The 26,525-nt window shown below is 57.2% G+C and carries 27 protein-coding genes; 6 read left to right on the top strand and 21 right to left on the bottom strand.

Translation table 11 applies throughout. The features are described 5' to 3' along the window. The first annotated feature begins 2 nt into the window (after positions 1 to 2). Together BMZ67_RS13040 and nth are read left to right on the top strand one after the other, a co-directional pair. A complete protein-coding gene (locus BMZ67_RS13040; protein WP_092023371.1) occupies positions 3 to 719 on the top strand; it encodes an electron transport complex subunit E in 717 nt (238 codons plus the stop codon). 13 nt (positions 720 to 732) lie between these two features. Then, the gene (gene nth / locus BMZ67_RS13035; RefSeq protein WP_092023369.1) at positions 733 to 1,374 is read left to right on the top strand and encodes an endonuclease III; all 642 of its coding nucleotides are present in this window, start codon (positions 733 to 735) and stop codon (positions 1,372 to 1,374) included. 73 nt (positions 1,375 to 1,447) lie between these two features. On the opposite strand, the gene BMZ67_RS13030 is transcribed toward nth, so the two are convergent. From BMZ67_RS13030 to BMZ67_RS12950, 17 genes are all read right to left on the bottom strand, one after another. Further along, positions 1,448 to 2,023 (bottom strand): chalcone isomerase family protein, encoded by a 576-nt coding sequence (locus BMZ67_RS13030; RefSeq protein WP_092023368.1) that lies wholly within the window; start codon positions 2,021 to 2,023, stop codon positions 1,448 to 1,450. A 207-nt stretch (positions 2,024 to 2,230) separates the two neighbouring features. Continuing rightward, on the bottom strand, positions 2,231 to 3,229 hold the full coding sequence (gene rpoS / locus BMZ67_RS13025; RefSeq protein ID WP_092023366.1) for an RNA polymerase sigma factor RpoS: 999 nt from the start codon (positions 3,227 to 3,229) through the stop codon (positions 2,231 to 2,233). A gap of 183 nt (positions 3,230 to 3,412) precedes the next feature. After that, entirely contained in the window at positions 3,413 to 4,198 is a 786-nt protein-coding gene (locus BMZ67_RS13020) for a peptidoglycan DD-metalloendopeptidase family protein (RefSeq protein ID WP_092023365.1), read from the bottom strand. 330 nt (positions 4,199 to 4,528) lie between these two features. After that, positions 4,529 to 5,491 (bottom strand): polyprenyl-phosphate transporter, encoded by a 963-nt coding sequence (locus BMZ67_RS13015; protein ID WP_092023363.1) that lies wholly within the window; start codon positions 5,489 to 5,491, stop codon positions 4,529 to 4,531. Then, positions 5,488 to 6,144: a protein-L-isoaspartate(D-aspartate) O-methyltransferase gene (locus BMZ67_RS13010; protein ID WP_092023362.1), complete on the bottom strand. Its 657-nt coding sequence runs from the start codon at positions 6,142 to 6,144 to the stop codon at positions 5,488 to 5,490. Before BMZ67_RS13010 ends, BMZ67_RS13015 begins: the two co-directional genes overlap by 4 nt. Then, positions 6,144 to 6,893 carry a 5'/3'-nucleotidase SurE gene (gene surE / locus BMZ67_RS13005; RefSeq protein ID WP_092024123.1) on the bottom strand — a complete coding sequence of 250 codons (750 nt, stop codon included), beginning with the start codon at positions 6,891 to 6,893 and terminating at the stop codon, positions 6,144 to 6,146. Before surE ends, BMZ67_RS13010 begins: the two co-directional genes overlap by 1 nt. Before the next feature lie 134 nt (positions 6,894 to 7,027). Continuing rightward, positions 7,028 to 8,092: a tRNA pseudouridine(13) synthase TruD gene (gene truD, locus BMZ67_RS13000; RefSeq protein WP_092023360.1), complete on the bottom strand. Its 1,065-nt coding sequence runs from the start codon at positions 8,090 to 8,092 to the stop codon at positions 7,028 to 7,030. Next, positions 8,092 to 8,568: a 2-C-methyl-D-erythritol 2,4-cyclodiphosphate synthase gene (gene ispF, locus BMZ67_RS12995; protein ID WP_092023357.1), complete on the bottom strand. Its 477-nt coding sequence runs from the start codon at positions 8,566 to 8,568 to the stop codon at positions 8,092 to 8,094. The genes truD and ispF overlap by 1 nt, the downstream gene beginning before the upstream one ends. 3 nt (positions 8,569 to 8,571) lie before the next feature. Then, complete coding sequence (gene ispD, locus BMZ67_RS12990; protein WP_092023355.1) at positions 8,572 to 9,312, bottom strand: 2-C-methyl-D-erythritol 4-phosphate cytidylyltransferase; 741 nt, start codon at positions 9,310 to 9,312, stop codon at positions 8,572 to 8,574. 46 nt (positions 9,313 to 9,358) lie between these two features. Beyond that, positions 9,359 to 9,631, bottom strand: a complete 273-nt coding sequence (locus BMZ67_RS12985) for a septum formation initiator family protein (protein ID WP_092023353.1) — start codon at positions 9,629 to 9,631, stop codon at positions 9,359 to 9,361. A gap of 167 nt (positions 9,632 to 9,798) precedes the next feature. Next, positions 9,799 to 11,094 carry a phosphopyruvate hydratase gene (gene eno / locus BMZ67_RS12980; RefSeq protein WP_092023351.1) on the bottom strand — a complete coding sequence of 432 codons (1,296 nt, stop codon included), beginning with the start codon at positions 11,092 to 11,094 and terminating at the stop codon, positions 9,799 to 9,801. A gap of 67 nt (positions 11,095 to 11,161) precedes the next feature. Next, positions 11,162 to 12,007 carry a 3-deoxy-8-phosphooctulonate synthase gene (gene kdsA / locus BMZ67_RS12975; RefSeq protein WP_092023349.1) on the bottom strand — a complete coding sequence of 282 codons (846 nt, stop codon included), beginning with the start codon at positions 12,005 to 12,007 and terminating at the stop codon, positions 11,162 to 11,164. Positions 12,008 to 12,093: 86 nt separating this feature from the next. Continuing rightward, the gene (locus tag BMZ67_RS12970) at positions 12,094 to 13,719 is read right to left on the bottom strand and encodes a CTP synthase (RefSeq protein WP_092023347.1); all 1,626 of its coding nucleotides are present in this window, start codon (positions 13,717 to 13,719) and stop codon (positions 12,094 to 12,096) included. A 90-nt stretch (positions 13,720 to 13,809) separates the two neighbouring features. After that, positions 13,810 to 15,153 (bottom strand): tRNA lysidine(34) synthetase TilS, encoded by a 1,344-nt coding sequence (tilS, locus tag BMZ67_RS12965; RefSeq protein WP_092023345.1) that lies wholly within the window; start codon positions 15,151 to 15,153, stop codon positions 13,810 to 13,812. Next, positions 15,137 to 16,090, bottom strand: coding sequence for an acetyl-CoA carboxylase carboxyl transferase subunit alpha (gene accA, locus BMZ67_RS12960; protein ID WP_092023343.1), 954 nt, complete (start codon positions 16,088 to 16,090; stop codon positions 15,137 to 15,139). The genes tilS and accA overlap by 17 nt, the downstream gene beginning before the upstream one ends. 148 nt (positions 16,091 to 16,238) lie before the next feature. After that, on the bottom strand, positions 16,239 to 19,721 hold the full coding sequence (dnaE, locus tag BMZ67_RS12955) for a DNA polymerase III subunit alpha (protein WP_092023341.1): 3,483 nt from the start codon (positions 19,719 to 19,721) through the stop codon (positions 16,239 to 16,241). A 48-nt stretch (positions 19,722 to 19,769) separates the two neighbouring features. Beyond that, the gene (locus BMZ67_RS12950) at positions 19,770 to 20,237 is read right to left on the bottom strand and encodes a TlpA family protein disulfide reductase (protein WP_245749975.1); all 468 of its coding nucleotides are present in this window, start codon (positions 20,235 to 20,237) and stop codon (positions 19,770 to 19,772) included. A 132-nt stretch (positions 20,238 to 20,369) separates the two neighbouring features. Between BMZ67_RS12950 and arsC the strand changes: the two genes are divergently transcribed. Genes arsC through tfpB form a run of 4 tightly spaced genes read left to right on the top strand, consistent with a single transcriptional unit; the run spans position 20,370 to position 23,538 of the window. After that, positions 20,370 to 20,723, top strand: a complete 354-nt coding sequence (gene arsC, locus BMZ67_RS12945; RefSeq protein WP_092023339.1) for an arsenate reductase (glutaredoxin) — start codon at positions 20,370 to 20,372, stop codon at positions 20,721 to 20,723. Positions 20,724 to 20,738: 15 nt separating this feature from the next. Beyond that, positions 20,739 to 21,341 carry an NAD(P)H:quinone oxidoreductase gene (gene wrbA, locus BMZ67_RS12940; protein ID WP_092023337.1) on the top strand — a complete coding sequence of 201 codons (603 nt, stop codon included), beginning with the start codon at positions 20,739 to 20,741 and terminating at the stop codon, positions 21,339 to 21,341. 11 nt (positions 21,342 to 21,352) lie between these two features. Beyond that, positions 21,353 to 21,730 carry a DUF2069 domain-containing protein gene (locus BMZ67_RS12935; RefSeq protein ID WP_092023336.1) on the top strand — a complete coding sequence of 126 codons (378 nt, stop codon included), beginning with the start codon at positions 21,353 to 21,355 and terminating at the stop codon, positions 21,728 to 21,730. Positions 21,731 to 21,759: 29 nt separating this feature from the next. Then, positions 21,760 to 23,538 carry a type IV pilus assembly ATPase TfpB gene (gene tfpB, locus BMZ67_RS12930; protein WP_092023334.1) on the top strand — a complete coding sequence of 593 codons (1,779 nt, stop codon included), beginning with the start codon at positions 21,760 to 21,762 and terminating at the stop codon, positions 23,536 to 23,538. Here the strand turns inward: tfpB and BMZ67_RS12925 are convergent. Genes BMZ67_RS12925 through BMZ67_RS12910 form a run of 4 tightly spaced genes read right to left on the bottom strand, consistent with a single transcriptional unit; the run spans position 23,516 to position 26,498 of the window. After that, positions 23,516 to 24,592, bottom strand: a complete 1,077-nt coding sequence (locus tag BMZ67_RS12925; protein ID WP_245749974.1) for a DUF3080 family protein — start codon at positions 24,590 to 24,592, stop codon at positions 23,516 to 23,518. The genes tfpB and BMZ67_RS12925 overlap by 23 nt on opposite strands. A 21-nt stretch (positions 24,593 to 24,613) precedes the next feature. After that, positions 24,614 to 25,315 (bottom strand): acireductone synthase, encoded by a 702-nt coding sequence (gene mtnC / locus BMZ67_RS12920; protein ID WP_092023332.1) that lies wholly within the window; start codon positions 25,313 to 25,315, stop codon positions 24,614 to 24,616. Further along, positions 25,315 to 25,872, bottom strand: coding sequence for a 1,2-dihydroxy-3-keto-5-methylthiopentene dioxygenase (locus BMZ67_RS12915; protein WP_092023330.1), 558 nt, complete (start codon positions 25,870 to 25,872; stop codon positions 25,315 to 25,317). The genes mtnC and BMZ67_RS12915 overlap by 1 nt, the downstream gene beginning before the upstream one ends. Then, entirely contained in the window at positions 25,872 to 26,498 is a 627-nt protein-coding gene (locus tag BMZ67_RS12910; RefSeq protein ID WP_092023328.1) for a methylthioribulose 1-phosphate dehydratase, read from the bottom strand. The genes BMZ67_RS12915 and BMZ67_RS12910 overlap by 1 nt, the downstream gene beginning before the upstream one ends. Between the last annotated feature and the right edge of the window lie 27 nt (positions 26,499 to 26,525).

Here is a 26,525-nt window from a genome sequence, read left to right as displayed (position 1 = left end):
TCATGGCCACCAAGACCCCGCTTGAGATCATCAAGGATGGTCTCTGGATCAACAATCCGGCCCTGGTGCAGGTTCTTGGGCTCTGCCCGCTGCTCGCCGTCACCAGTACCGTTGTTAACGCCATTGGCCTGGGACTTGCAACACTGCTGGTCCTTATGGGCTCAAACCTCGCAGTATCCCTGATCCGCAACTTTGTCGGTGACTCGGTACGACTGCCGGCGTTTGTGATGATCATTGCCTCCTTCGTGACTTGCGCAGAGCTGCTGATGCAGGCCTACACCTACGAGCTCTACCAGATCCTCGGTATCTTCATCCCGCTGATCGTCACCAACTGCGCAATACTTGGCCGTGCAGATGCCTTTGCCTGCAAGAACCCCCCGCTGCTTGCGGTTCTTGATGGTGCAATGATGGGGCTGGGCTTCCTTGCGGTGTTGGTTGTGCTCGGAGGACTTCGGGAGTTGGTTGGCCAGGGCACGCTGTTTACCGATATGGACCTGTTACTAGGCCCCGTGGCTGCTGACTGGGCCATCCGTCCGCTTGAAAATTATCCTGACGTGCTGTTTATGATCCTTCCGCCCGGAGCCTTCGTGGGGCTCGGGCTGCTCATCGCCATCAAGAATGGTATCGATAACCATCTCAAGCAGCGTCAGGCCGCACAGGAAAAAGCACCTGTCGTGGCAGGCAGCAAACGGGTACGGGTAACCGGCCAGGTTTCCTGAGGAACAGTCAGCGATGAACAAACAGAAGCGTACCGAAATCTTTGCCCGTCTGCGGGAGGCGAACCCCAACCCGACCACCGAGCTGAATTACTCGTCACCGTTTGAACTGCTGATCGCGGTTATTCTGTCGGCTCAGGCCACCGATGTTGGAGTAAACAAGGCGACGGATAAACTGTATCCAGTGGCGAACACACCGGAGGCCATCCTTGCCTTGGGCGTCGATGGCCTGAAGGAGTACATCAAAACCATCGGCCTCTTTAACAGCAAGGCGGAAAACGTCATCAAGACTTGCCGTATTCTGATTGAACAACACGGAAGTGTGGTGCCCGATACCCGTGAGGCACTGGAAGCGCTTCCCGGTGTGGGGCGAAAGACCGCCAATGTGGTGCTGAACACCGCGTTCGGTCAACCAGCAATGGCTGTCGACACTCACATTTTCCGGGTGTCGAACCGTACCGGTATCGCCCCTGGCAAGAATGTCCTTGAGGTGGAAAAGCGATTGGTCCGACTGGTGCCCAAGGAGTTCCTGCTGGATGCCCACCACTGGCTCATCCTGCACGGCCGCTACACTTGCACCGCCCGTAAGCCCAAATGCGGCATATGCCTGATTGAAGATCTGTGTGAATTCAAGCAGAAGCGGGATTATCTCGACTGATCCCGTTTTTCAGGAAGGCCGTCAAACCTGCGCCCAAAGGCAACAGGCCTGACGGTTTCAGATCAACTGGGGATTAGCTCTGGCCCAGCATCTTTTCTTTCAGGTCTTCCTGAGCAGGGTTATCCGACAACCAGATGCCAAACAGGGCCTTCTTGAATGTCAGGTCGCCGATGGTCGCGCGAACATCACCATTCTTGAGTACGCGAACCCCCTCCCCTGGCAGGTACACCAGGTCAAAGACGTCACCTTCCTTGATCTCTTCAGCAAAGACGTTGAGGAACGCCTCGACGTCGCTCTGAATAGCGCTCAGGTCACCTCCGGTGGCACTTTCAAAGCCTTCCAGCGTGGCGGAGGTCATTTTCTCGCTGGTGATCATGCCTGAAATAATGTGCAGGGTGATCGCCTGAGGTTCATCCGCATTGATGATGGCAGTTGCATCACTGGCTTTTTCTGGCACGTACAGGCCACCAATGTACAGATCCAGGAACCACTTGGAGCGGATTCCCGCGCCATTCAGGGTCAATTCGGAATCCTGGGCCGCGTATGTGTCAGGTACGTCAACGCCGTTGACCGTCAGTGCAGAGGCTGGTGCCACAAGCGCAGCGGAAAGCATGCAGGAAGTAAGAAATGTTGATAAGGCCTTGTTCATCGTCCGTTCCTTATGAATTATTAAAGTTATCGTTGTGCTGCCGGAGTTCAAACATCCGTGGCCGGCTCGCCGATTGTATCAAGTGCTTTTGATAAGCTGACGTAACCTGGTTCTCATTTGCGGCGCAATAAAAAAACCGACCCTGAAGGTCGGTTTTTTGTCATTCCCGATTAGCCGCCCCCTTGAACGAGGACTGCCAGCAGCGACTTACTTGAACAGCATATTACCAGAAAGCCCCTCTTTTTCGAGAATCTCCCGAAGCCTGCGAAGCGCCTCAACCTGGATTTGGCGAACCCGCTCGCGGGTGAGACCAATCTCCTGCCCAACTTCTTCAAGAGTACTGGTTGGGTAACCCCGCAGGCCAAAACGACGGGACAACACTTCCTGCTGCTTATCGCTCAACTGATCCATCCAGCTCTCGATGCAGGAACACATGTTGTTGTCCTGCAGCAGGTCTGCCGGATCCATAGCCCCTTCATCCGCAACAGTATCCAGCAGCGATTTCTCACCGCTGTTACCGATCGGCGTATCGACTGAGGCCACCCTTTCATTCAGGCCGAGCATTCGCTTAACGTCTGCAACCGGCTTGTCCACCATACGGGCAATTTCTTCAGCGGAAGGCTCGTGATCCAATTTCTGAGTGAGTTCCCGCGCTGCCCGCAGGTACAGGTTCAGTTCTTTAACAACGTGGATTGGGAGGCGAATGGTGCGGGTCTGATTCATGATCGCCCGTTCGATGGTCTGACGAATCCACCAGGTGGCGTAGGTTGAGAAGCGGAATCCACGTTCGGGGTCGAACTTCTCGACTGCGCGGATCAGACCAAGGTTGCCTTCTTCAATGAGGTCCAGAAGAGTAAGCCCGCGATTCACATAGCGACGGGCAATTTTAACCACCAGACGGAGATTGCTTTCGATCATCCGCTTGCGACCCGATTCTTCACCTTTTCTGGCAAGGCGAGCGAAATAGACTTCTTCTTCCGGCGTTAATAGCGGTGAAAATCCGATTTCATTGAGGTAAAGCTGTGTGGCATCCAGTTGTTTCTGGTTACTGAGGTAACGCCCTTGGGTAGGGAACCCCCCTTTGGATTCTGACTCGTCCGTATCGGAGTCGCCTTTTTCTTCGATAGACGCGTCAACAACCTCATCTTCCGCATCTTCAATGTCCGACTCACGATCCATGATCAATTCTTCATGTTCTGCTGACATAGCTAGCCCCGCCTTTCAATGACCCTGCATTTTTCGCTTACCTATTTGTTTTTGTCGTAAGCGCCTGCTGTTTAAGCTTTTTGTTAGATTCAGGAACATTTATTCGCCTGTGGCCACAACATCTCACCTGCGACCGGCGTGATTCTTGTTGAGATAGATCCATCACAGGCCTGACGGCCATTCTCAACGGGGTGGCAGATATTGGGCGGGATCGACCGGATTGCCGTTCTTGCGAATTTCAAAGTGCAACTTCGGGCGGTCCGTTCCGCTGCTACCCAGCTCAGCTATGACTTGTCCTGCCTGGACGTTTTGTCCCTCCTGCACCAGGATGTTTCGGTTGTGCGCATAGGCGCTCAAAAAGTGTTCGTTATGGTTCACGATAATCAGATTGCCGTAGCCAAGCAAGCCACTTCCCGCATAAACCACACTACCTGATGCGGCAGCCCTGATCTGATCACCGCTATTTCCCGCGATATCAAGGCCTTTATTGACTTTGCCGGTCGTTGAGTAACCTGCAATTACAGTGCCAGGGTGTGGCCACCGCCATTCAATGTTGGAGACCACTTGGGTCCGGTCTGCCTGAGCCCCAGAACTCACCGGAGGGCGAGTCACGACCGGTTGCTGAACCGGTGCGGGCGGCCGACTAACGGGCGGCCTGGCGGCCGGCCTACTCGCCGCACTGCCGCTACTACTGGCGACAGACCCAGTCTGACCAGTGGTTGTGACAGTTCCGCGAAGGTCCAGCCGAAGAACCTGGCCTTCCCGAATAAGATAAGGAGACGTTATGCCATTGGCATTACCCAACTCCCGGTAATCTCGTCCATAACGCCAGGCAATGCTGTAGAGGGTTTCGCCCCGTTTGACCACGTGCTGTCCCCAGTACACGGGCGGGTTGTAGGAGTCATCCTGATAGATCGCGCTGGTATTACAGGCAGACAGAAAAGCAGACAGCGCGAATATCACTACCATTCGCACCAGGGACGGGAACTGGGGGGAAAAATGCAAAACAGAGCGAGAGCCGCTACGCGACGACGCGTGCAGCCTGTTTACTGGGGCCTGAACCAACCGGTGCTCCAACAACACAAATATAAAAACACCCTGTTTATTGCCAATCAGTATAAAAAATACGGTCTTGTCTAAAGTCTTGTCACTAAGCTGCTAATTTATTGCACATTTCTTGTGCAAAACCAAGTTACACTGCCGCCACGTCTGTTACTTGAAGAAACAGGCAAAATGCCCCTTGGTAACACTTCGCTTATGCATCTATATCCAAAACCAGGTCAGGGTCCGCGCCCGCGTCTACGACTCAGACGGCACCCGCCCCTGCTGCCCTAGCCATTCAATAACCAGCACAAGCACGAACCCGCCAATGGCGCAGAGAATGGCCAGCGCCAGCTGAGAAGGCACGCCCATCAGTTCAGCGTAATGCATTGGGGATATACTGTTTTGAATCAGCGGGACCTGTTCACCATGGCTGTTTAGACGCCAGCTCAGAGTTTCCTTCCAGGGCCACACCTTGTTCAGCGCCCCCACCATGAAACCGGTCAGAACAGCAAGAACCGTGTCGTGATAGCGGTGAATCGCCCAGGTCAGCACCCTCGCAATAGAGAGCAGACCAACGATACAGCCTGCAACAAACAGCATCAGGCTCGTCAGCTCCAAGCCTTTGATTGCGGCCAGAACCGGAGCATACATGCCGATCAGCAGCAGAATGAAGCTCCCCGAAATCCCCGGCAGGATCATCGCACAGATCGCCAGCGCCCCCGCGCCAAGAAACACCATCGGTGTCGGCGATACTTCCCCCGCCGGAAGCGTAGTTATCCACCAGGCGAAAGCCGCGCCCGCAACCATGGGTATCAGAAGTGGCCAGTCCAGATGACGAACCTGGCGAAACACATGCCAGACAGACGCGATGATCAGCCCGAAAAAGAAGCTCCAGATCAAAACCGGGTATTCGTCGAGAACAAAGGTAATGATGGATGCCAGAGTGCCAACACTGGTGATAACCCCTGCCAGCAGACAGACCAGGAAGGTTCCGTCACACGCGGACCAGAACGCTTTGATCCGGCCCTTTAGCAAGTCTGATACAAACGCCGCCGGAACAGCATTGACGGCGGCAAGCAGGCGGAAGTAAATGCCGGTGATGAACGCTATTGTTCCCCCGGACACTCCCGGTACCACATCCGCCGCCCCCATGGCCATGCCACGGAGAAAAACCCCTGGCAATCGCTGGCTCCGCGCCGTCTCATCCGGCTCATTCATCGCACCACGCCTCCAAGCAACGGAACAAATCTGACGGGCTCAATTTCTTCCGTGCGGAATTCATCGCCATGACGTTCAATTCGTACCAGCATCTGCGAGGACTCCCCAACCGGCGCAATAATCACGCCTCCATCCACAACCTGCTGTTTCAGCTCCTCAGGCAGCACTTTCGGTGCGGCGGTCACGATGATGGCATCAAAGGGACCTTTTTCCGGCCAGCCGATCCCACCGTCCGCATGACGGAGAAACACATTGCGTAGCGATAAAGCCCGCAAACGCTCACGGGCACGATCCTGAAGCGGCTTGATGCGTTCGACGCTGTACACTTCGTCAACCAGGTTTGCCAGTACCGCAGTCTGGTAGCCTGACCCGGTTCCGAGTTCCAGTACCTTGCGTGGCTGGGTACGAATCAGTTCTTCCGTCATTTTCGCCACAATGTAGGGCTGGGACAGGGTCTGGCCATGTCCAATCGGCAACGCGGTGTCCTCATAGGCTCGATGAGCCAGGGCTTCATCCAGGAAGATATGCCGCGGCAGGTCAGCCATCACCTCCAGCACCTGCTCGTTCTGAATACCATTGTCACGAAGACGCTGAATAAGCCGCATACGGGTTCGACGGGAGGTCATGCCGATGCCCTGAAGCTCTGCAACCATTAGTGAATCCCCCCTACCCAGTCGCTCAGCGATCCCAACGCTTCGTGACGGGTCATATCAACTTGAACCGGCGTAATTGAAACGAAGCCATCCCGTACCGCTTCGAAGTCTGTTCCAGCTCCTGCATCACCACCATCGCCCGCAGCACCGATCCAGTAGCGTGATTTACCCCTGGGGCAGGTTACCGGAACCGCGCCTTCCGCTTTACCCCGGTGGCCTAACCGTGTGACACGAAAACCGCTCAACTCGTTCCAGGGCACGTCCGGAACATTCACGTTGAGAATACTTCGGGGACCCAGGACCAGTGGTTGGCTCTGTTCCAGCAGGAGCTTGACCACCCGGGCTGCGGTTTCGTAGTGGTAGTGACCTTGATTGACCAACGACACAGCGATGGCCGGCAAGCCCAGGTGACGCCCTTCCATCGCGGCCGCGACCGTGCCGGAGTAGATAACGTCATCACCGAGATTGGCGTGCGTATTGATACCCGAGATCACCCGGTCGAACGGTTGTTCAAACAGGCCATTAACAGCCAGATGCACACAATCCGTAGGGGTGCCATCGACGGACTTGAAGCCATTGGGGTGTTGCTCGACCGTCAGTGGCCGGTTCAGGGTCAGCGCATTACTGGCCCCACTGTGGTCACGATCAGGAGCCACCACTTCCAACACCCCCAACCCTTTTAGTCCCTCATAAAGGGCAATCAGGCCGGGTGAATGAACACCGTCATCATTGGACAACAGAATACGCACAGTTTTCTCCGCTAGCCGTGAACAGGCCAGGGCCATGTTCAGGTCTGAAGTTCTTTATTATTGCCAGCTGGTCTTGGCCTGCTGGTCTGGATACTACTCAAAGACAGTTTCAGTAAACGCCTAATATGCCCTGTTTACCGATCTTCTGCGACCCCGGAATCCCCGCCACCGGCGTCCGTCAGCTCGAAAACGCTGCCGATCAATGAGGTCGCAAACTGCCCGGGCAACAGGTGAAAACGCAAAATCAGCGTGTGCTGGTCCCGCCACTCCCACGCCAAAGCCCCGGGCATCAAGGCCAATGCCCGCCGCTCGGGTTTCATCCGCGTGCTTGAAAATACCTGAGCCAACTCCGGGTGTTCGGCAACTACCCGACGCTCCAGCGTCTCCTGATCGCCAGTGGCAGTGGTACCGCCGTCACCCCACAGTGGCCCGGTTGGCGCAACGGGGTCGGGCTCCCCCTCAAACCGTTCGAGCCAGTTCCCCACCTCAACACGCTCAGCCAGGACTTCATTGAACAGCCAGGAGCGTGCTGCTGAAAAATACATTCCGTCACGGTTGCGGGATGATTGCCCTCGGCGGCCTCGATGTCGGGGGCGAGAGAAGTCCAGCGCAATAGCTCGATCCAGGTTACCGCCATCATGACCAAAGCGCTGGCGCCCGTAGTAATTCGGGCAGCCCTGTAAAGCCACCTGGTGCAAGGCGGAATCGATGGCTTCCCGGTCACCCTCAACGTCCACCAGGGTAATCATGAAGGCGTTACCGCGATGGTCGCCCCGGCGTAACTTGCGGGCATGACGATGGGCAGACAACACCGGCCAGCGCTGACTCACCTGTTCAATAAGCGTCTGGTCGCTGGCTTCCTGTCCCGGCCGGTAGAGGCTGAACCACTGGCGTGTGACCGCGTGACGATCCTTGAGCCCACAATAACCTACGTCGTGATGGCGGCACCCTGCCAACGACGCCAACTGGCGGGCGACATAATCAGTGTTGTCACCGGTCTTCTCAAGCCGCAAACAAACGTGCTCGCCGTCACCACCAACCACGAGTGCGTCGGCGCTTGTGATCTCCTCAGGGAACCCCTCCTGTCCGAGATCCTCATCAACAAAAAACGTCTCAGGTGATGCCTTGAGGACGGCCTTTGCAACGCGACCCGGCGCCGGAACCGGCCAGTCGAGGCGCCACCGCTGTTGTTCCGACATCAGGACGAAGGCTCCAACAGGCAGATGGACTGACAGGCAATGCCTTCACCTCGGCCGGTAAAGCCGAGCCGCTCTGTGGTGGTTGCCTTGACGCTGACTTGCTCCAGGCTGACGCCCAGGTCTTCAGCGATATTTCTGCGCATGGCGTCGACATGGGGCGCCATCTTCGGGGCCTGAGCAATGATCGTCGAATCCACATTCACCACCCGGTAGCCTTGCTCAGCCACCCGCGCCATCACTCGACGCAGCAGGTCCCGGCTATCCGCCCCTGCCCATTCATCGCTGGTATCAGGAAACAGGTGCCCGATGTCCCCAAGCGCCACGGCACCCAAAAGCGCGTCCGCCAGCGCATGGAGCAGTACATCACCATCGGAGTGGGCCTTAAGCGCATGGGAGTGAGGAATGTGGACCCCACCCAGGATCACTTCATTTCCGTCGCAGAACGCATGGACATCAAACCCTTGCCCTATCCGCATGTGTTATCCCCTTTCCTCTGTCGCCGCCTGCGGACAGGCTTCAAGCTGACCAAGAATAAACTCAGCCATCGCAAGATCCGCCGGTAGCGTTACTTTGATGTTATCGGGCCGGCCTTCCACAATCCGGGGGGTGGCCCCGGCCATTTCGATCGCAGAGGCTTCATCCGTGACCACGCACTGGTTTTCCACCGCCTGTTCCAGGGCCTGCTTCAGGTCACCATAGCGAAACATCTGAGGCGTCAGCGCCCGCCAAAGCCTGCTTCGATCCTGGGTGCCACAGACGTCGACGCCCTGATCTCCCATTTCGGCAACCTTCAGGGTATCGGTGACCGGCGCTGCCAATAGCCCTCCAACCGGGTGTTCAACCAGCTCAGTTACTAGCCGGGTCAAATCGTCATGGCTTACACACGGACGCGCGACATCATGGACCAGAATCCAATCCCCAGCCTGGGCGCGGTCTTCGATCGTCACAAGTGCCGACAACACCGAGTCAATCCTTTCGCCGCCACCTCTGCAGGTTATTACCCGGGCATTGTGACTAGCTTCAGTGTCTGACCACCACGTATCCGCTGAATGCAAAGGCACCACGCAGTCAATGAACAGGTCGTGCTCAAGCAATCGGGAAAGGGTTATATCGAGAAGGAATCGGCCACGGATACGGAGGTACTGCTTGGGACAGCCAGCATTCATACGCTGACCAATGCCGGCGGCAGGCACCACCAGCCAGAAACGGGGGTCATTCATAGAGATCAGTCAGGTTTTGGTTTCAACCGGGAGCGGGATTGGAGCGTCAGTGCTCCACCACCAAGTAAAATGTTTCGTCTTCTCGGATCAGGCCGAGATTCATGCGTGCGCGCTCCTCGATAGCTCCCTGCTCATTGCGGAGGTTTCGCACTTCTGCATAAAGGCGCTCATTGCGCACGGCCAGCGTCGCATTTTCAGCGCGCTGCTCAGCGATGGTCTCCTGTAGCCCCCATACCTGGGCATAGCTACCCTCACCAACCCACAGGCGTGCCTGCAGGAGGAGGATAAACACCACCATCACTGACCAAAGAACTTTCATCCCGTTTCTCTTCGTGCGTTTTATACTGACTTCCCTGTTGCTGGCGTTCCCTGTTTATCCCACCAGCAGAAATAGCAAAAAGGCCACTGATTTCCCGGCATATCCCTGCGGGGAAATCAGCAGCCCTAAGAGTCTAGCGTAGACTTAGACGTTTGGCGATGCTTAGCTTAACCCTGGCCTTTAATCTCGCTCAGGCCACGATATGGAGCTGCGCCTTCCAGCTCGCCTTCAATACGCAGCAGCTGGTTGTACTTCGCCACACGGTCGGAACGGCAGAGGGAGCCAGTCTTGATCTGCCCTGCACAGGTTGCGACAGCCAGGTCAGCAATCGTGGTGTCCTCGGTTTCACCAGAGCGGTGAGAGATCACAGCGGTGTAACCAGCATCTTGGGCCATTTTGATGGCGTCCAGCGTTTCGCTGAGGCTACCAATCTGGTTGAACTTGATCAGGATAGAGTTACCAATCCCTTTATCAATGCCCTGCTTGAGGATTTTGGTGTTGGTTACGAACAAGTCGTCACCAACCAGCTGGACCTTGTCTCCCAGTTTATCGGTCAGCACTTTCCAGCCGTCCCAGTCGCTTTCGTCCATACCGTCTTCGATGGAAACGATCGGATAGCGCTCACACAGACCCGCCAGGTAGTCAGCAAAACCGGTAGAATCGAAGGACTTGCCTTCGCCGGACAGCTGGTACTGACCGTCTTTATAAAACTCGGAAGATGCACAGTCGAGAGCCAGGGTCACATCTTTACCCAGCTCATAGCCGGCCTTTTCTACCGCTTCCTTGATTGCAGCCAGAGCCGCTTCGTTGGACGGAAGGTTTGGCGCAAAGCCACCCTCATCACCCACAGCGGTGTTCAGGCCCTGGGCTTGCAGCACTTTTTTCAGGCTGTGGAAGATCTCAGCACCAATCTGCAGTGCTTCAGCAAACGACTTCGCAGCAACCGGCTGAACCATGAATTCCTGGATGTCCACGTTGTTGTCAGCGTGCTCACCACCATTCAGGATATTCATCATCGGTACCGGCATGCTGAACTTACCGGATGTGCCATTGATGTCGGCAATGTGGGCATACAGAGGCTTGCCAAGTGAAATCGCAGCCGCCTTGGCTGCCGCCAGGGACACCGCCAGGATGGCGTTCGCGCCCAGGTTTGCCTTGTTCTCAGTGCCATCCAGCTCGAGCATGATGTTATCCAGGACGCGCTGTTCAGCAGCATCTTTGCCCAGCAGGGCTTCGCGAATAGGCCCGTTGACGGCGGCTACCGCCTTGGTAACACCTTTGCCCAGGTAACGACTGGCATCCTGGTCACGCAGTTCGAGGGCCTCACGGGAACCGGTAGAGGCTCCGGACGGCGCACAGGCCCGACCAACGGTACCGTCTTGCAGGATCACATCCGCCTCAACCGTCGGGTTCCCACGGGAATCCAGAACTTCACGGGCTTTGATGTTGGCAATTGTCGTCATGCTTTTTACTCTCCAACGCTGTCAATTCAAATCAATAATATTCGCAACCGGGGATAGTGACTGCCGGTCAGGCGGTGTCAATCGCCGGGAAACTTTTCACCAGGTCGTCAATGGCCTTGACCTGACTGAGGAACGGTTCAAGCTGGCTCAGCCGCAAGGCGCATGGGCCATCACATTTCGCATGCTCGGGATCCGGATGGGCCTCCAGGAACAATCCTGCCAACCCTTGAGACATCCCGGCCTTGGCCAGATCAGTGACCTGGGCACGGCGTCCACCGGCAGAGTCAGCACGGCCGCCTGGCATCTGCAGGGCGTGGGTAACATCAAAGAACACCGGCACATTCATCTGTTTCATGATGCCGAAGCCCAGCATGTCCACCACCAGGTTGTTGTAGCCGAAGCTGGTTCCGCGCTCACAGAGGATAATCCGGTCATTCCCGGCTTCCTCGCACTTGCGGATGATGTGCTTCATTTCCTGAGGGGCCAGGAACTGAGCCTTTTTGATATTGATCACGGCACCGGTTTTCGCCATGGCCACCACCAGGTCTGTCTGGCGACTCAGGAATGCAGGCAGCTGGATGATGTCACAAACCTCAGCAGCAGCAGCGGCCTGGTCCGGCTCATGAACATCCGTAATGATCGGCACGCCAAAGTGGCTCTTGATGTCGGCAAGGATTTTCATGCCTTCATCGAGGCCGGGACCACGAAACGAGGTAACGGATGAGCGGTTTGCTTTATCGAATGACGCCTTGAAGACGTAAGGAATGCCAAGCTTACGAGTGACCTCGACGTAGGCCTCAGCAACTTCAAAGGCAAGATCCCGGGACTCAAGCACGTTCATACCACCAAACAGAACGAACGGCTTGTCGTTGGCGATGGTGAGATCGGCGACGGTAATTTGGTTCTGAGCCATGACTATCGGTTTTCCTGTCTGATTCCGGCCACCTGCCGGTCAATCAAAACGCCGGCACGGTTTCCCGTGCCGGCGTTATCAGAAAGTCAGCCCTTGCGTCGAGCCAGGGCGGCTTCCACAAACCCCTGGAACAGCGGATGGCCATCGCGGGGTGTAGAGGTGAACTCGGGGTGGAACTGGCAAGCCACGAACCATGGATGATCCGCAACCTCCACGACTTCCACCAGGGCGCCGTCCGTCGAACGACCGGAGATGCGCAGCCCCGCCTCTTCCAGCTGAGGCAGGAAGCGGTTGTTGACTTCATAACGGTGACGGTGACGCTCGCGAATCACCTTCTTGCCGTAACACTTGGCGATGGTGGAGTCCTCAGCCAGCACACAGTCCTGGGCTCCCAGGCGCATGGTGCCACCCAGGTCGGATTCGCTGGTACGTTCTTCCTTCTCGCCACTGGCGTCAAGCCACTCAGTAATCAGGCCAACCACAGGGCTTGGGGTGTGCTCACGGAATTCAGTACTGTGGGCGTCAGCAAGACCAGCCACATGACGGGCGTATTCAATCACCGCCACCTGCATACCGAGGCAGATACCCAGGTAAGGTACTTTGTTCTCACGGGCATACTGAACCGTGCGGATCTTGCCCTCAACACCACGCTCACCGAAGCCGCCCGGAACCAGTATGGCGTCTGCGGATTCGAGGACGCCAACGCCGTCGCGTTCGATATCCTCGGAGTCGATGTAATTGATCTTGACCTTGGTCCGGGTCTTGATACCGGCGTGAAGCAGCGACTCAATCAACGACTTGTACGCGTCCAGCAACTCCATGTACTTACCAACCATGGCGATGGTCACTTCGTGCTCCGGATTGAGCTGGGAGTCAACCACAGCATCCCACTCGCTCAGATCGGCTTCGCCGGCTTCCAGGTTGAAGCGTTCAATAATGAGCTGGTCGAGACCAAACTCATGGAGCATGCGCGGAATTTCGTAAATCGTTTTGGCGTCCTGGAGAGGAATCACCGCCCGCTCTTCAACGTTGGTGAACAACGCGATCTTGCGACGGGAGCTGGCATCCACTTCATGCTCGGAGCGACACAACAGGATATCCGGCTGCAAGCCAATAGAGCGCATTTCCTTCACGGAGTGCTGGGTCGGCTTGGTCTTGATTTCGCCCGCTGTCGCAATGTAAGGAACCAAAGTCAGGTGCATGAACAGCGCCCGCTGGGAACCCACCTCGACCTTGAGCTGGCGGGTAGCTTCCAGGAACGGCAGAGATTCAATATCCCCGACGGTTCCGCCGATCTCGACCAGCGCCACATCAGCACCAGCCGCACCTTCCACCACCCGGCGTTTGATTTCGTCGGTAATATGGGGAATCACCTGAACTGTACCGCCCAGATAGTCGCCACGGCGTTCCTTACGGATGACTTCTTCGTAAACACGACCGCTGGTGAAATTGTTGCGACGGGTCATCGGGGTACGAATGAAACGCTCGTAGTGCCCCAGATCCAGGTCCGTTTCCGCTCCGTCTTCGGTGACAAAAACCTCACCGTGCTGGAACGGACTCATGGTACCGGGATCGACGTTAATGTATGGGTCCAGCTTGAGGATAGTGACCTTTAGGCCGCGTGCCTCCAGGATCGCTGCCAGGGAGGCAGAAGCGATACCTTTCCCCAAGGAGGACACAACACCGCCGGTGACGAAAATATAACGCGTCATGCAGATTCCGTGTGATTTATCTGGTTCGGTGAAGGAGGGAGATTGTCATCTCAAGATGGGACGCCAGACTACCAGAACCGCGCTGCGTTCTCAATCAAATTCCCGCTCCACTAAGATCCGCCAGCCACTCTCCGGTAGCGCCCCCTGGAACCGGGGGGACAGCCAGATCAAGCCCACGCCAATCAACTCTCCGTCAAGGGACATAAGTGGCAACCGCGCCCGCTCCCAAGGCGGAACGGCCTTCTCCTGAAGCCATTTCTTGAGGGGCTTCGACACCCCCTCTGGGTGTGCTCTGAGCCTCTCTCCGCCCTGTCGGGCCCCAACCTGAATTCTCGGTATTTGCGTATCCGCACCAGCACACCGAACAAGCGTGATGCGATACCCGCCCCACCGCAGCGGCTGCTCCGGCACCAAGGTGCTGATACCGCCTCGCGGCGGGGTACGTTCGTCGACCAGATACAGGGCTGATTGAAAGCGGCGAATGGCAAAACCGGCGCCAGCCAGCTCCGGCTCTCGATCGGCGCCAGCATTCACCAGTTCCGAAACCACCTGCGCCCAGTCTCCACGCTCTGGAACGGCAAAGCCAGATTGCGCTATCCACCAGCGTAGCAGGTTTTTCTGCTCCGCCAGGGAAAGCGACTTAAAGCCGTCAAGGCTCAGCTCCCCAGCATCACCCGACAGCTGATCAAAGCGCAGTTGCGCCAGAGTCTGAGCCAGCTCAGCCCCTTCCCGGCAGCCTTCCGAGGTCCGCCCGATGCGTACCAGAAGGTTCGGCCACCGCCCTTTCAGCAACGGCATCACAGCGTGACGAAGAAAGTTTCGGTCAAATCGCTGGTCCTGATTGCTGGGATCATCCACCCAGGCCAGCCCGCTCGTTTCGGCCCATTGTTTAAGCTCGCAACGAGGCACCGCCAGAAATGGCCGCACCAGCCACCCCTTACCCAAACGCCGTCGTGCAGGAATCCCGGCAAGGCCACCAAAACCGCTCCCCCGGACAAGACGAAACAGGACCGTTTCCGCCTGATCGTCCTGATGATGAGCCATCAACAAGGTGCCGCCGCTGGCAAGCAAACGCTCAAAGACCTCGTAGCGGGCCGCCCTGGCCCCCGCTTCCAGTCCAGCAGCGGGGCCGTCAGTCGCGCTCACGGCTACCCGCTCCACTACCAGCTCAACACCCAGCTGCTGGCAGAGTTGACGGCAGAATGCCTCGGTATCACCGGCATTGGCCTGGAGTTGGTGGTTGATATGCACAGCCCGGAGCCGAACCTGCGTACCCGACAGGCAATGCAGGACGGTATGAAGCAACACGATTGAATCGAGGCCACCACTGAGGGCAACCAGAAGAGAAGGTTCGGCCCGGAGCGCTTGAACCGGTTCGGTCAGCGCTTCGGGCCAGGAGAGATCGTCAGGACGGCGTTTACCGCCCTGTGTCATAGCGGGTCAGGCGCTCGTAACGGCGGGCTACCAGCTCATCCAGGGGCAACCGTTGCAGTTCATCCAGGCCAGCAGCCAGGGACACCTTCAGAGAGCGAGCCATTTCCTCAGGATTGCGATGCGCGCCACCCAAGGGCTCAGACACAATTCGGTCGGCCAAGCCCAGGTCCTTGAGACGGTCAGCCGTCACCCCCATCGCCTCAGCCGCTTGGGCCGCATACTCGGCACTCTTCCACAGAATAGAGGCACAACCTTCCGGCGAAATAACCGCGTAGGTTGAATACTGCAGCATGTACAGGTGGTCACAGACACCGATTGCCAGAGCGCCACCAGAACCACCCTCACCGATTACGGTGGAAATGACGGGGGTTTTCAGCCGGGACATGACCGCCAGGTTAAAGGCAATGGCCTCACTCTGCCCGCGCTCTTCCGCACCGATACCCGGATAGGCGCCCGGTGTATCAATAAAGGTCAGGATCGGCATCTTGAAACGCTCAGCCATTTCCATCAGGCGTAAGGCCTTGCGATAGCCTTCCGGACGAGGCATGCCGAAGTTACGCTTGACCTTGTCACGCACTTCCCGTCCTTTCTGGTGGCCAATCACCATCACCGGCTTGCCATCCAGGCGGGCAGTACCGCCAACAATCGAAAGATCGTCAGCGTACTTGCGGTCACCATGCAGCTCGTCGAAGTCTTCGAACATCAGGTCGATGTAGTCCAACGTATAGGGCCTGCGCGGATGACGCGCCAGACGGGCAACGTCCCAGGGCTTCAGGTCCGAAAAAATACTCTCGGTCAGGCTGACGCTTTTGCTCTTAAGCCGGTTGATTTCATCGCTGATGTTGATGTCGGTGTCATTACCGACCATGCGAAGCTCTTCAATTTTGGCTTCGAGATCGGCAATCGGCTGTTCAAAGTCCAGGTAGTTAGGATTCATGATGTTCCATCAATATGTTGCTGAGGGAATGCGCCTCAATCCAGAATTACGTTAACGATAGCAGCGCCTTCGACACCCCTAAAGCGGACATTGGTATAAGTCGGCCTGTTTCACGCTTTTCTTAATGAAAACGTAATGAAACTCGCCCTCAATCATAGACCAGTTCGACCGCCCGGTCGCCCACCAGGTATTTTAGCTCCAGTAACAGCTCATCATTTGGCTGAATGCGCCATGATTCGCCCAGTTCGATGCGCGTTTGCGCCTGATCGCTTCGATATTCTATCCATACCGGGCTGCCATCACAGCGATAGGGGCGCAGGATACCATCCAGTTTGTCCAGCATGCCATTCTGAAGCTGACTTGAAACCAGCGCCAATTTCAGCCCCTTGCTGAATTTCTGGCGGGCGGTGGCGACGTCCATCACCGTACTGACCCGCATCTTCATCTGACCGGAATAATCATCATGGCTGACCTGCCCTTCCACCACGATCACCTGGTCGGACCCGAGCAGCTCTCGATTTTCATAGAACGCCTCTGAGAACAGAGTGGCCTCGATTCGGCCGCTTCGATCGTCCAGGGTGATAAAGCACATGGTCGATCCACTCTTGGTCTTCATGGTGCGCTGTGCTACCACCAATCCGGCAACCCGCTGCGGTGATTTGTTTGGCTTGAGGTCAGCGATGGAGCAGCGAACGAAACGTCGCACCTCCCTCTCGTACTCGTCGAACGGATGCCCGGTCAGATAGAGGCCCAAGGTATCCTTCTCGCCTTTCAGCCTCTCCTTTTCAGGCCACTCCCGGACATTCGCCACATCGGCATACAGATCTTCACCGTCGCCGCCGGTCAGCATCTCACCGAACATATCGATCATACCGGCCGATTCGTTGCGGGACTGCTGGTTCGCCTGCTGCAACGCCTTATCAATGCTTGCAAACAGGTGGGCACGCCCAGGCCCCAGTTTGTCCATCGCCCCGGCACGGATCATCGCTTCCAGCGCCCGCTTGTTGACCTTCTTCAGATCCACCCGGCGACAGAAATCAAACAGATCTTTATAGGGACCGTCATCCCCCCGGCTCTCCACCACACTCTGGATCGGCCCTTCACCCAGCCCCTTGATGGCGCCGAGGCCGTAAACAATCTGGCCTTCATCATTAACCGTGAAGGTATATTCCGAAGTACTGACATCCGGCAGCACCAGATCCAGCTTCATGTTGCGGCACTCTTCGACCAGCGTCACCACCTTGTCGGTGTTCTGCATATCGGCGGTCAATACCGCCGCCATAAACTCAGCCGGGTAGTGAGCCTTGAGCCAAAGAGTCTGGTAGGACACCAGGGCGTAGGCCGCGGAGTGGGATTTGTTGAAACCGTAACCGGCGAACTTCTCTACCAGATCGAAGATATTTTCCGCCAATGACTCGGCGATATTGTTTTGCACACAACCTTCAATGAAACCAGCTTTTTGCTTGGCCATTTCCTCGGGCTTTTTCTTACCCATGGCCCGACGCAGCATGTCCGCGCCACCCAGGGTATATCCCGCCATCACCTGGGCAATCTGCATGACCTGCTCCTGGTAGAGGATAACCCCGTAGGTGGGCTCCAAAACCGGCTGCAGACCATCGTACTGATAATCCGGGTGGGGATAGGACAACGGCGCTCGCCCATGCTTCCGGTCGATGAAGTCATCCACCATGCCCGATTGCAGCGGACCCGGACGGAACAACGCCACCAGTGCGATCATATCTTCCAGGCAGTCCGGCTGAAGCCGCCGGATCAGGTCTTTCATTCCCCGTGATTCAAGCTGGAATACCGCGGTGGTCTCAGCCCGCTTGAGCATTTCGAACGACGCCGCATCGTCCAGCGGAATGGTGGCAATATCCAGCGGCGGCTTGCCCAGCTTCTCCCGCCGTGGATTGATCATGCTCAGCGCCCATTTGATGATCGTCAGGGTCCGCAGACCGAGGAAGTCGAACTTCACCAGTCCGGCTTCTTCCACGTCCCCCTTGTCAAACTGGGTCACCAGGCTGCCGCCCTCATCGTCACAGTACAGCGGCGAGAAGTCCGTGATCTTGGTGGGGGCAATGACCACACCCCCGGCGTGCTTACCCGCGTTACGGCAAACACCTTCGAGCTTGAGGGCCATCTCCCAGATTTCCTGGGCCTCCTCATCCTGTTCCAGGAAGTCCTTGAGCTGAGGTTCCTGTTCGATAGCCTTGTTGAGCGTCATGCCCACTTCAAATGGAATCAGTTTGGACAGCTTATCTGCCAGACCATAGGACTTGCCCTGCACCCGGGCAACGTCCCGCACAACCGCTTTGGCCGCCATGGTTCCGAAGGTAATGATCTGGGAAACCGCTTCCCTGCCATATTTTTCGGCCGTGTAGGCAATGACCCGGTCCCGCCCTTCCATACAGAAGTCGACGTCAAAGTCAGGCATGGATACCCGTTCCGGGTTCAGGAAGCGCTCGAACAGCAGGTCGTATTCAAGCGGATCAAGGTCGGTGATCAGCAGCACATAGGCCACCAGCGAGCCGGCACCGGAACCCCGTCCGGGCCCCACCGGCACGCCGTTGTTTTTGGCCCACTGGATAAAGTCCATAACGATGAGGAAGTAACCTGGGAACCCCATCTGGATAATGATGTCGAGTTCGAATTTCAGGCGGTCGAAGTACGCCTGGCGCTTGCTGTCGTACTCGGGGTCATCCTTGTTGAGAATGGTTTCGAGGCGCGCTTCCAGGCCTTCTTCAGACACCTGGCGGAAGTAGTCATTAATGTCCATTCCGCCTGGGATGGGGTAGTTGGGCAGGAAGTACTCGCCCATGCGAACCTTGACCGAGCAGCGGCGGGCAATCTCAACGGTATTTTCGACCGCTTCCGGAATATCTGAAAACAGCTCGATCATGTCCTCCGTACTACGAAGGTACTGCTGTTCACTGAAGCGTCGATCACGCCGGGGGTCATCCAGCGTCCGGCTCTCACCGATACAGACCCGGGCTTCGTGGGCTTCAAAATCATCGGCATTGAGGAAGTGGACGTCGTTGGTGGCAACCACCGGACAGCCCAGATCCTGGGCCAGCGCCACACTCTGGTGCAGGCAGTCTTCATCCCCTGCCCGCCCGGTACGCTGAAGTTCCAGATAATACGAATCCGGATACAGCGCCATCCAATAGCTGGCACGTTCACGCGCCAGCTCAACCTTACCTGCCAGCAGCGCCTTACCGACGTCCCCAAGCTTGGCGCCGGAGAGCGCAATCAGACCCGCAGATTTTTCCTCCAGCCATTCCTTTTGAACAATGGGCTTGCCAAAACGCTGCCCCTCGGTAAAGCCTCGGGAAATGATTTCCGTCAGGTGGAGGTAGCCATCCTGGTTGCGCGCGAGCAACGTGATCCGGAACGGATTCTCCGGTTCGTCCGGGTTGTCCAGCCACAGGTCAGCACCAATGATTGGCTTGACTCCCGCACCAACCGCCGCTTTATAAAAACGTACCAGGGAACACATGTTGGACTGCTCAGTCAGGCCAACCGCCGGCATCCCCAACTCGGCCACCCGGCCAATCAGCGGCTTTACCCGAATCAGTCCGTCCACCATTGAGTATTCGGAATGAACGCGGAGATGTACAAAAGTCTGAGCCATAACGTCGGGGTGTTCCTGCTTGTCGGGTGGTGGCGGCATTCTACCGGTTTACTGGGAAATAAGCGCCCTGAGTTGCTCTTCGGTCTGGGGGCCAAAACGGGCCTGGACCAACGCACCCTGAGGATCCACGATAAAGGTGGCGGGCAGTCCAACCGGCAGGTCCCAGCCAAAGTCAGGGCCCGGGTCTTGGGTCAGCATGGTGTAGGTAATACCCATGTCCTGGCCAAGGTCAATCAGTGCCTGGCCCTGAATGTCATCAAAATTGACCGCCAGCACGGTGACACCAGCGTCGGCGTCCAACGCATTAAGCTCAGGAATTTCCTCACGGCACGGCTTACACCATTCCGCCCAGTAATTGACCAGGACCCACTGCCCCCGCAAATCATCCCAATCCACACTACCGCCTTCGGCTACTGGCAACTGTGAATTGCCACAGCCGCCCAGTAACAGTGCCCCAGCAACCAGCAGCCCTCGAACCGACCGGTGGTTTACTTGTTTGGCTTCGGGGTATTTCACAACGGGACCTCCTGTTAGACTACCTGCCCGGTATACCATCCCGCAGGACAGGAACCCGCGCATCCTATTGCGATGACGCAAACATCCTCTGCCTGAAACGGGTGCTAAACAGCTTAGAAAAGACAGGGAACCATGACAGAACCGACCCGAATTTTCCACAACCCACGCTGCTCAAAATCCAGGCAAACTCTCGCACTACTGGAAGAAAAAGGACTTCAGCCGGAGATTATACGTTACCTGGAAACACCTCCGACCGAAGCGGAACTGAACACCATTCTTGACCTCCTGGGCGTTGAGCCGCGGCAACTGATGCGGACTAAGGAAGACCTGTACGCTGAACTGAACCTTGCTAACCCGGAACTCAGCCGGGAAGAACTGATTCAGGCCATGGCCGAGAACCCGAAGTTGATCGAGCGTCCCATCGTGATTCACGGCGGCAAAGCAGTCCTGGGCCGTCCGCCGGAAAACGTTCTTGAGATCCTCTGACGGATAGACCACACCATGCCTGAAGCCTCACCCTACGTCCTCGTGCTCTACTACAGCCGTGGCGGCCAGACCGCCGCAATGGCGAACCAGATCGCTCGCGGTATTGCCCGCCAGGCTGGCATTGAAGCCCGCGTACGCACGGTTCCGCCAGTTTCACCGGATACCGACGCCTCATTACCGGCTGTGCCAGATCAGGGCGCGCCCTACGCCACCCGGGACGACCTGAAGAATTGTGCCGGCCTGGCGCTTGGCAGTCCGACCCGCTTTGGCAACATGGCGGCGCCACTGAAACATTTCCTGGACGGTACCGGCGACCTCTGGCTGAGCGGTGCCTTGAGCGGCAAGCCGGCAGGCGCGTTCACCTCCACCGGAAGCCTTCATGGCGGACAGGAAGCCACCCTGCTGACCATGATGGTGCCTTTGCTCCACCATGGCATGGTGCTGTGCGGCGTGCCCTATTCCGAGAGCGCACTGAACACCACCAGATCCGGGGGAACTCCTTACGGCCCATCCCATTGGGCTGGCAGCGAGGAACTACAACCGCTGTCGGACCAGGAAAGAACGATCTGCCAGACCTTTGGCCACCGGCTCGCCGGGTTGGCCCTGAAACTTCGTTAAACAGGTTTAACATGCTGCAAGCACTGAACACGCCAAAAGCCCGCACCACGGCCCTACTGACCATCGCCAGCTACCTGGCACTGGTTGTCACCCTGGTGATCACCACGTTCTACCCTGCCCCGGTGGAAGGGGTATCCATCGCCCTGATTCTCAGCGTCAAACTGATTCCGCTGCTGCTGCTCGCCCTGCCGGTTCTGAGCGGCAATAACCGCGGCTACATCTGGCTCGGGTTTGTCGTACTGTTCTACTTTACCCGCTTTGTCGTCAGCAGCTGGTTGACCGAAGGGGACTGGCTCCAGGTTCTGCTGACGATTGAATCGTTCCTGCTGTTCACCTTCGCAATGTGGCACCTCAAGGTGAACCGCGCACCCGCACCGTCCACTGAATAAACGCCTGCACCGGATAACAGGACCCTGCCATGGCCGACAGCTTTCCTCCCGCCCCCCATCGCTCTGAACTCAGCCTTCGCGATGTCTGCTCCGCTTTGGTGAGCAGCCGCGAAATCAACCAGGACGATGCCGAGCAGGTGCTGACGGCCAATCTGGGGGCAGACCTCTCTGCCCACCACCCGCTGGAACTGGTCGCCAAGGCTGGCCTGAAAAGCCTGGTATCGGGCAAGGCATTGACGCTGGAGTCACTGACCCAGTGGCTGGCCGACTGGTCAGGCCAGCCTTATTACCACATTGATCCGTTGAAAATTGACACTCCGGCTATTGCCCGGGTGATGTCCTACGCGTTCGCCCAAAGGCACAAGATCCTTGCCCTGGAAATCCACCCGGCCGAAGTGCTGATCGCCAGCGCGGAGCCGTTCAAGGGTGACTGGGAAAGCAACCTCCGCCATGTCCTGCAAAAGGACATCACGCGGGTCGTTGCCAACCCGGAAGACCTGCGCCGGTATACGGTGGAGTTCTACCAGCTTGCAAGTTCTGTCAGTAAAGCCAGTAGTGGCCAGGGCGCGACCAACGGTGCCCAGAATTTTGAGCAGCTGCTGGATCTGGGGGGCAACGAAAACCCGGACGCCAACGACCAGCATGTGGTTCGTATCGTTGACTGGCTGCTGCAGTATGCGTTTGACCAGCGTGCCAGCGACATTCATATCGAACCGCGCCGGGCCATTACCCAGGTTCGCTTCCGGATCGACGGGGTACTTCACAATGTGTATGAATTTCCTGACCAGGTAGGCGTTGCCGTCACCAGCCGCCTCAAAATCCTCGGCCGGCTCAACGTCGCCGAGAAGCGTCGCCCACAGGACGGCCGGATCAAGACCCGCAAACCCGATAACAGCGAAATCGAGCTGCGTCTGGCCACCATGCCAACGGCCTTTGGCGAGAAGATGGTGCTCCGCATCTTTGATCCCGATGTTCTACTGCAGTCATTCGAGCAGCTGGGGTTTTCAAAAGACGATCAGGAGCGCTGGCAAACGATCACCAGCCACCCCCACGGCATTGTCCTGGTGACGGGCCCAACCGGCTCCGGTAAGACCACAACGCTGTATTCAACGTTGAAGCAGCTGGCATCACCGGAAGTCAATATCTGCACCATCGAAGACCCGATCGAGATGGTTGAGCCGATGTTCAACCAGATGCAGGTGCAACACAACATTGAGCTTTCCTTCGCGTCCGGTGTTCGCGCCCTCCTCCGCCAAGACCCGGACATCATCATGATCGGGGAGATCCGTGACCTGGAGACGGCGGAAATGGCCGTCCAGGCAGCCTTGACGGGTCACCTGGTAGTCTCGTCTCTGCATACCAACGACGCACCCAGCGCGATTACCCGTTTGCTGGAGTTGGGCATACCGCCCTATCTCATCCGTGCAACCGTACTTGGCATCATGGCCCAGCGCCTGGTTCGCAACCTCTGCCCCCACTGCAAGCAGCCAGGGCCAGTGGACGAGCAGGCATGGAACAGCCTGACCCGCCCATGGAAGGCACCAGCACCCAAGCAGATCTACCACCCGGTGGGCTGCCTTGAGTGCCGCAATACTGGCTATATGGGGCGCATTGGGGTGTACGAGATTCTGCCACTGAACAACAAACTGGCCAGCCAGATTACCGAACACTGTGAGCTGGAGCAGATCCGGGTGAAAGCGTACCGGGAAGGCATGAAATCCCTGCGCCTGAGCGGCGCCCAGAAGGTCGCATCAGGCCAGACCACCATTGAGGAAATCCTGAGGGTTACCCCTGAAAGTCAGCGCTAGCCGGCATCAAACCGCACTGCTGCATCAGGGTCTGCCAGCTTCTGGTATGACGCGCCATGGCCGCGTCCAGGTCTCCCCAGAGGCTGCCCGGCTGATCAACGATCAGATACCGCTGGTACCAGTTGCGAACTTCCTGAGGCATCACCGGTGACTGCATGTCCGCCAACCTCGCCATCGCCGGTATCACCGCATCCCGAAAGCGCTGTACCCGGGCCAGGTAGGGCTGAACTTCCTTGCCATAGACATTGAACAGCACCCCTTGCGCCAGCTTCGCCTGACTTCCGGCTTTGCCCTGAAAGCACAACGGCTGTCCGTCAACCCGCTGATCAATCAGCTGACTCGCATCATCAAGGCGGTGGATCAGGAGGTAGGCACTGACAATGAGCTGGCCTACCGAGTGGGTGTTCTGCCAGCGCTGGTGCACCTCGCCCAAATCATCCAGAGGCTGGAGGTAATCGCCATCCTGGATAGTTTCCAGGCGCTCAGCCACCAGGTTCAGGTCACTGACGAGTTGGGCCATGGCATCGGGTTCGGCGTCAACCGGCAAAGGCCCCTTGGCAAACGTCACCAGGGACTCCATTCCCTCAGTGCCCCAACTGGCATTCCAGTACGCCAGTGGTAGGTTGGCAATTTTGCTATCGATGGCCGCCTGCACCGCCACCTGAAGATCTTCCGCCTCAATCTCAGGTAAACACGCTCGCGCGGCGACGATGAACCGCTGCTCGTAACGCAAGCGGTTGAGGGGCTGCATGACTTTCCCCATTACCGAATTTCTTTCACCCACGACATACTGCAGATCGCAGCCGTAGAGTGACAGGAAATCCAGCATGTTGATGTCCTGCTCGGGCAGGTCCAGGCGACGGTAACGTCGGCGCGGGATCTGCTGCCCGATGGTGACGGGATCCAGCTCATAGTTCAGCTCCAGAACCCGGGCCACCCGCTCGACGTATTCATCCATCATCGGCTGAGCCTCGGAAAACGGATTACAGCCGCTGAGCAGAACCATGCTGACCGCGACCAGGACGGACGTCAGGGTTCGCAGCATAGTCAGCATGACAACCTCCATCACCTTTCCTTACAGAGGAAAACACTCCCGGAGCAAGGTATCAACGTCGTCAAAGTTGCTCATGGCAGGGCGGCCACCCTCTGGGGCTTCCCCTTCCCGGACCAGCCATGCGGTACGAATACCGACCGCTTCGGCTGCTTCCAGCTCGGCTTCCACGTCAGAAAGGAACAACACCGTCTTTGGGTCAACACCCAGTTCTTCGATAATGGCCTGATAGGCTTCCGGCTCACGCTTGGCGCCAACCCGCGTATCGAAATAACCACTGAAGCAAGGCGTCAGATCCCCTTCCTCACTGAATCCGAAAATCAGCTTTTGAGCTTTCACTGACCCGGAGGAGTAGACGTAGAGACGCAGCCCCCGCTCACTCCAAACCTTCAGGTAGTGTGCGGCATCCGGGTACACATGGCCGTGGAAATGCCCATGCTGGTAACCCTGCTCCCATAACATACCCTGCAACGCCTTGAGAGGCGTTTCCTTGCGGTCATCCTTGATCCATTGCTGGAGCACTTCAACCAAGCCATCTACATCATCCATAGCCACGCCCGTGCTATCGGAGATGGCTTTCAACTGCTCACGTACCTCAACGTCATCGTCATGGTACTCCCGGACAAATTCCGCCATATGCTCTGCAGAGTACGGGAACAGCACTTCGTGGACAAAACGAATGGAACTGGTGGTTCCTTCAATATCGGTAAGAATGACCCGAATCATCAGGCAACTCCCGCCAGTGACTCGTATTGAGGCAACTCACTGGCAATGGCCTCTCCGGTGAACTCCGCCACCCAACCGTCCGGGTTGGAAAACAGGCGAATGCAGGTGAACTCTGGTTCCGGCCCCATGTCGAACCAGTGACGAGTACCATCCGGCACGCTGATCAGGTCATTTCGCTGACACAGCACAGCATAGACCAACTCCCCCAGGTGCAGGTAGAACAGCCCCTGCCCACGCACAAAGAAACGAACCTCGTCTTCGCTGTGGGTATGTTCGTCGAGGAACTTCTTACGGAATGCATCCTTATCCGGGTGATCCGGGTTCAGGCTAACCACATCCGCTGTCTGGAAACCACATTCCGACTTCAATCGGCTCACTTCGTTGGCATAGGCCTCCAGAATCTCATCCTGGGAAGCATCCGCAGGCAGGTCCCGCGTCGACCACTGCTCAAAGCGAATCCCCTGTTCCGCCAGCAGACGCTGAATTTCTCCGGCGTCATTGGTCACACTCAGGGCAGTTTGGGGCTCATTCTGGTTAAAAATACTCAGGGTAGTCATCAGCGAATTCTCATGGTTTCCAGTTCACATTCAAAAAGAAACTCGAAGGCTTCCACATGGCGCAGGCAGTCTGCCATGGTCGCCCCCCAGGTATACAGACCGTGCCCCCGAATCAGATAGCCCGGTTGCGCCGGGTTTGCCTCCAGCCACTGCCGCACCTTGGCGGACAGCTCATCCATATCCTGGGTATTCTCGAAAACCGGGACAGTCAGCTCGGACTCATGGGTTTCAAACCCGGGAAACGCCTTTTGCAGCTCATAACCGGACAACACCAACGGTTCAGACCCAGGTAACAGACGGCTCAGCACTGTCGCCTTGACCGAATGGGTGTGCAATACCGCGCCGACGTCCGGCAACAGGTCGTAAACGACCGTGTGCAACAGGGTCTCAGCGGATGAGCGGCACCGGCTCTGCACTGGCCGCCCCGCAAGGTCAACCACCATCACATCGCCGGCTCCCAGCTGGCCTTTATGGCGCCCTGATACGGTAATGGCAACGTGCTGTGAGTCGATACGTTCGGAATAGTTGCTGCTGGTGGCTGGCGACCAGCCCTGCGCGTACAGGAAACGCCCTGCGTCCACTATGGACTGAGCGGCCTTGGCGTAGCGGGTGACATCAAACGGCATGGAGTCAGGCAAAGGGAGTCCCCTGAA

It is taken from the genome of Marinobacter zhejiangensis (genome assembly GCF_900114775.1).
GTDB lineage: Bacteria > Pseudomonadota > Gammaproteobacteria > Pseudomonadales > Oleiphilaceae > Marinobacter > Marinobacter zhejiangensis.
Note: the sequence above shows the minus strand (reverse complement) of the source record. Positions and strands in the feature narration are given on the sequence as shown.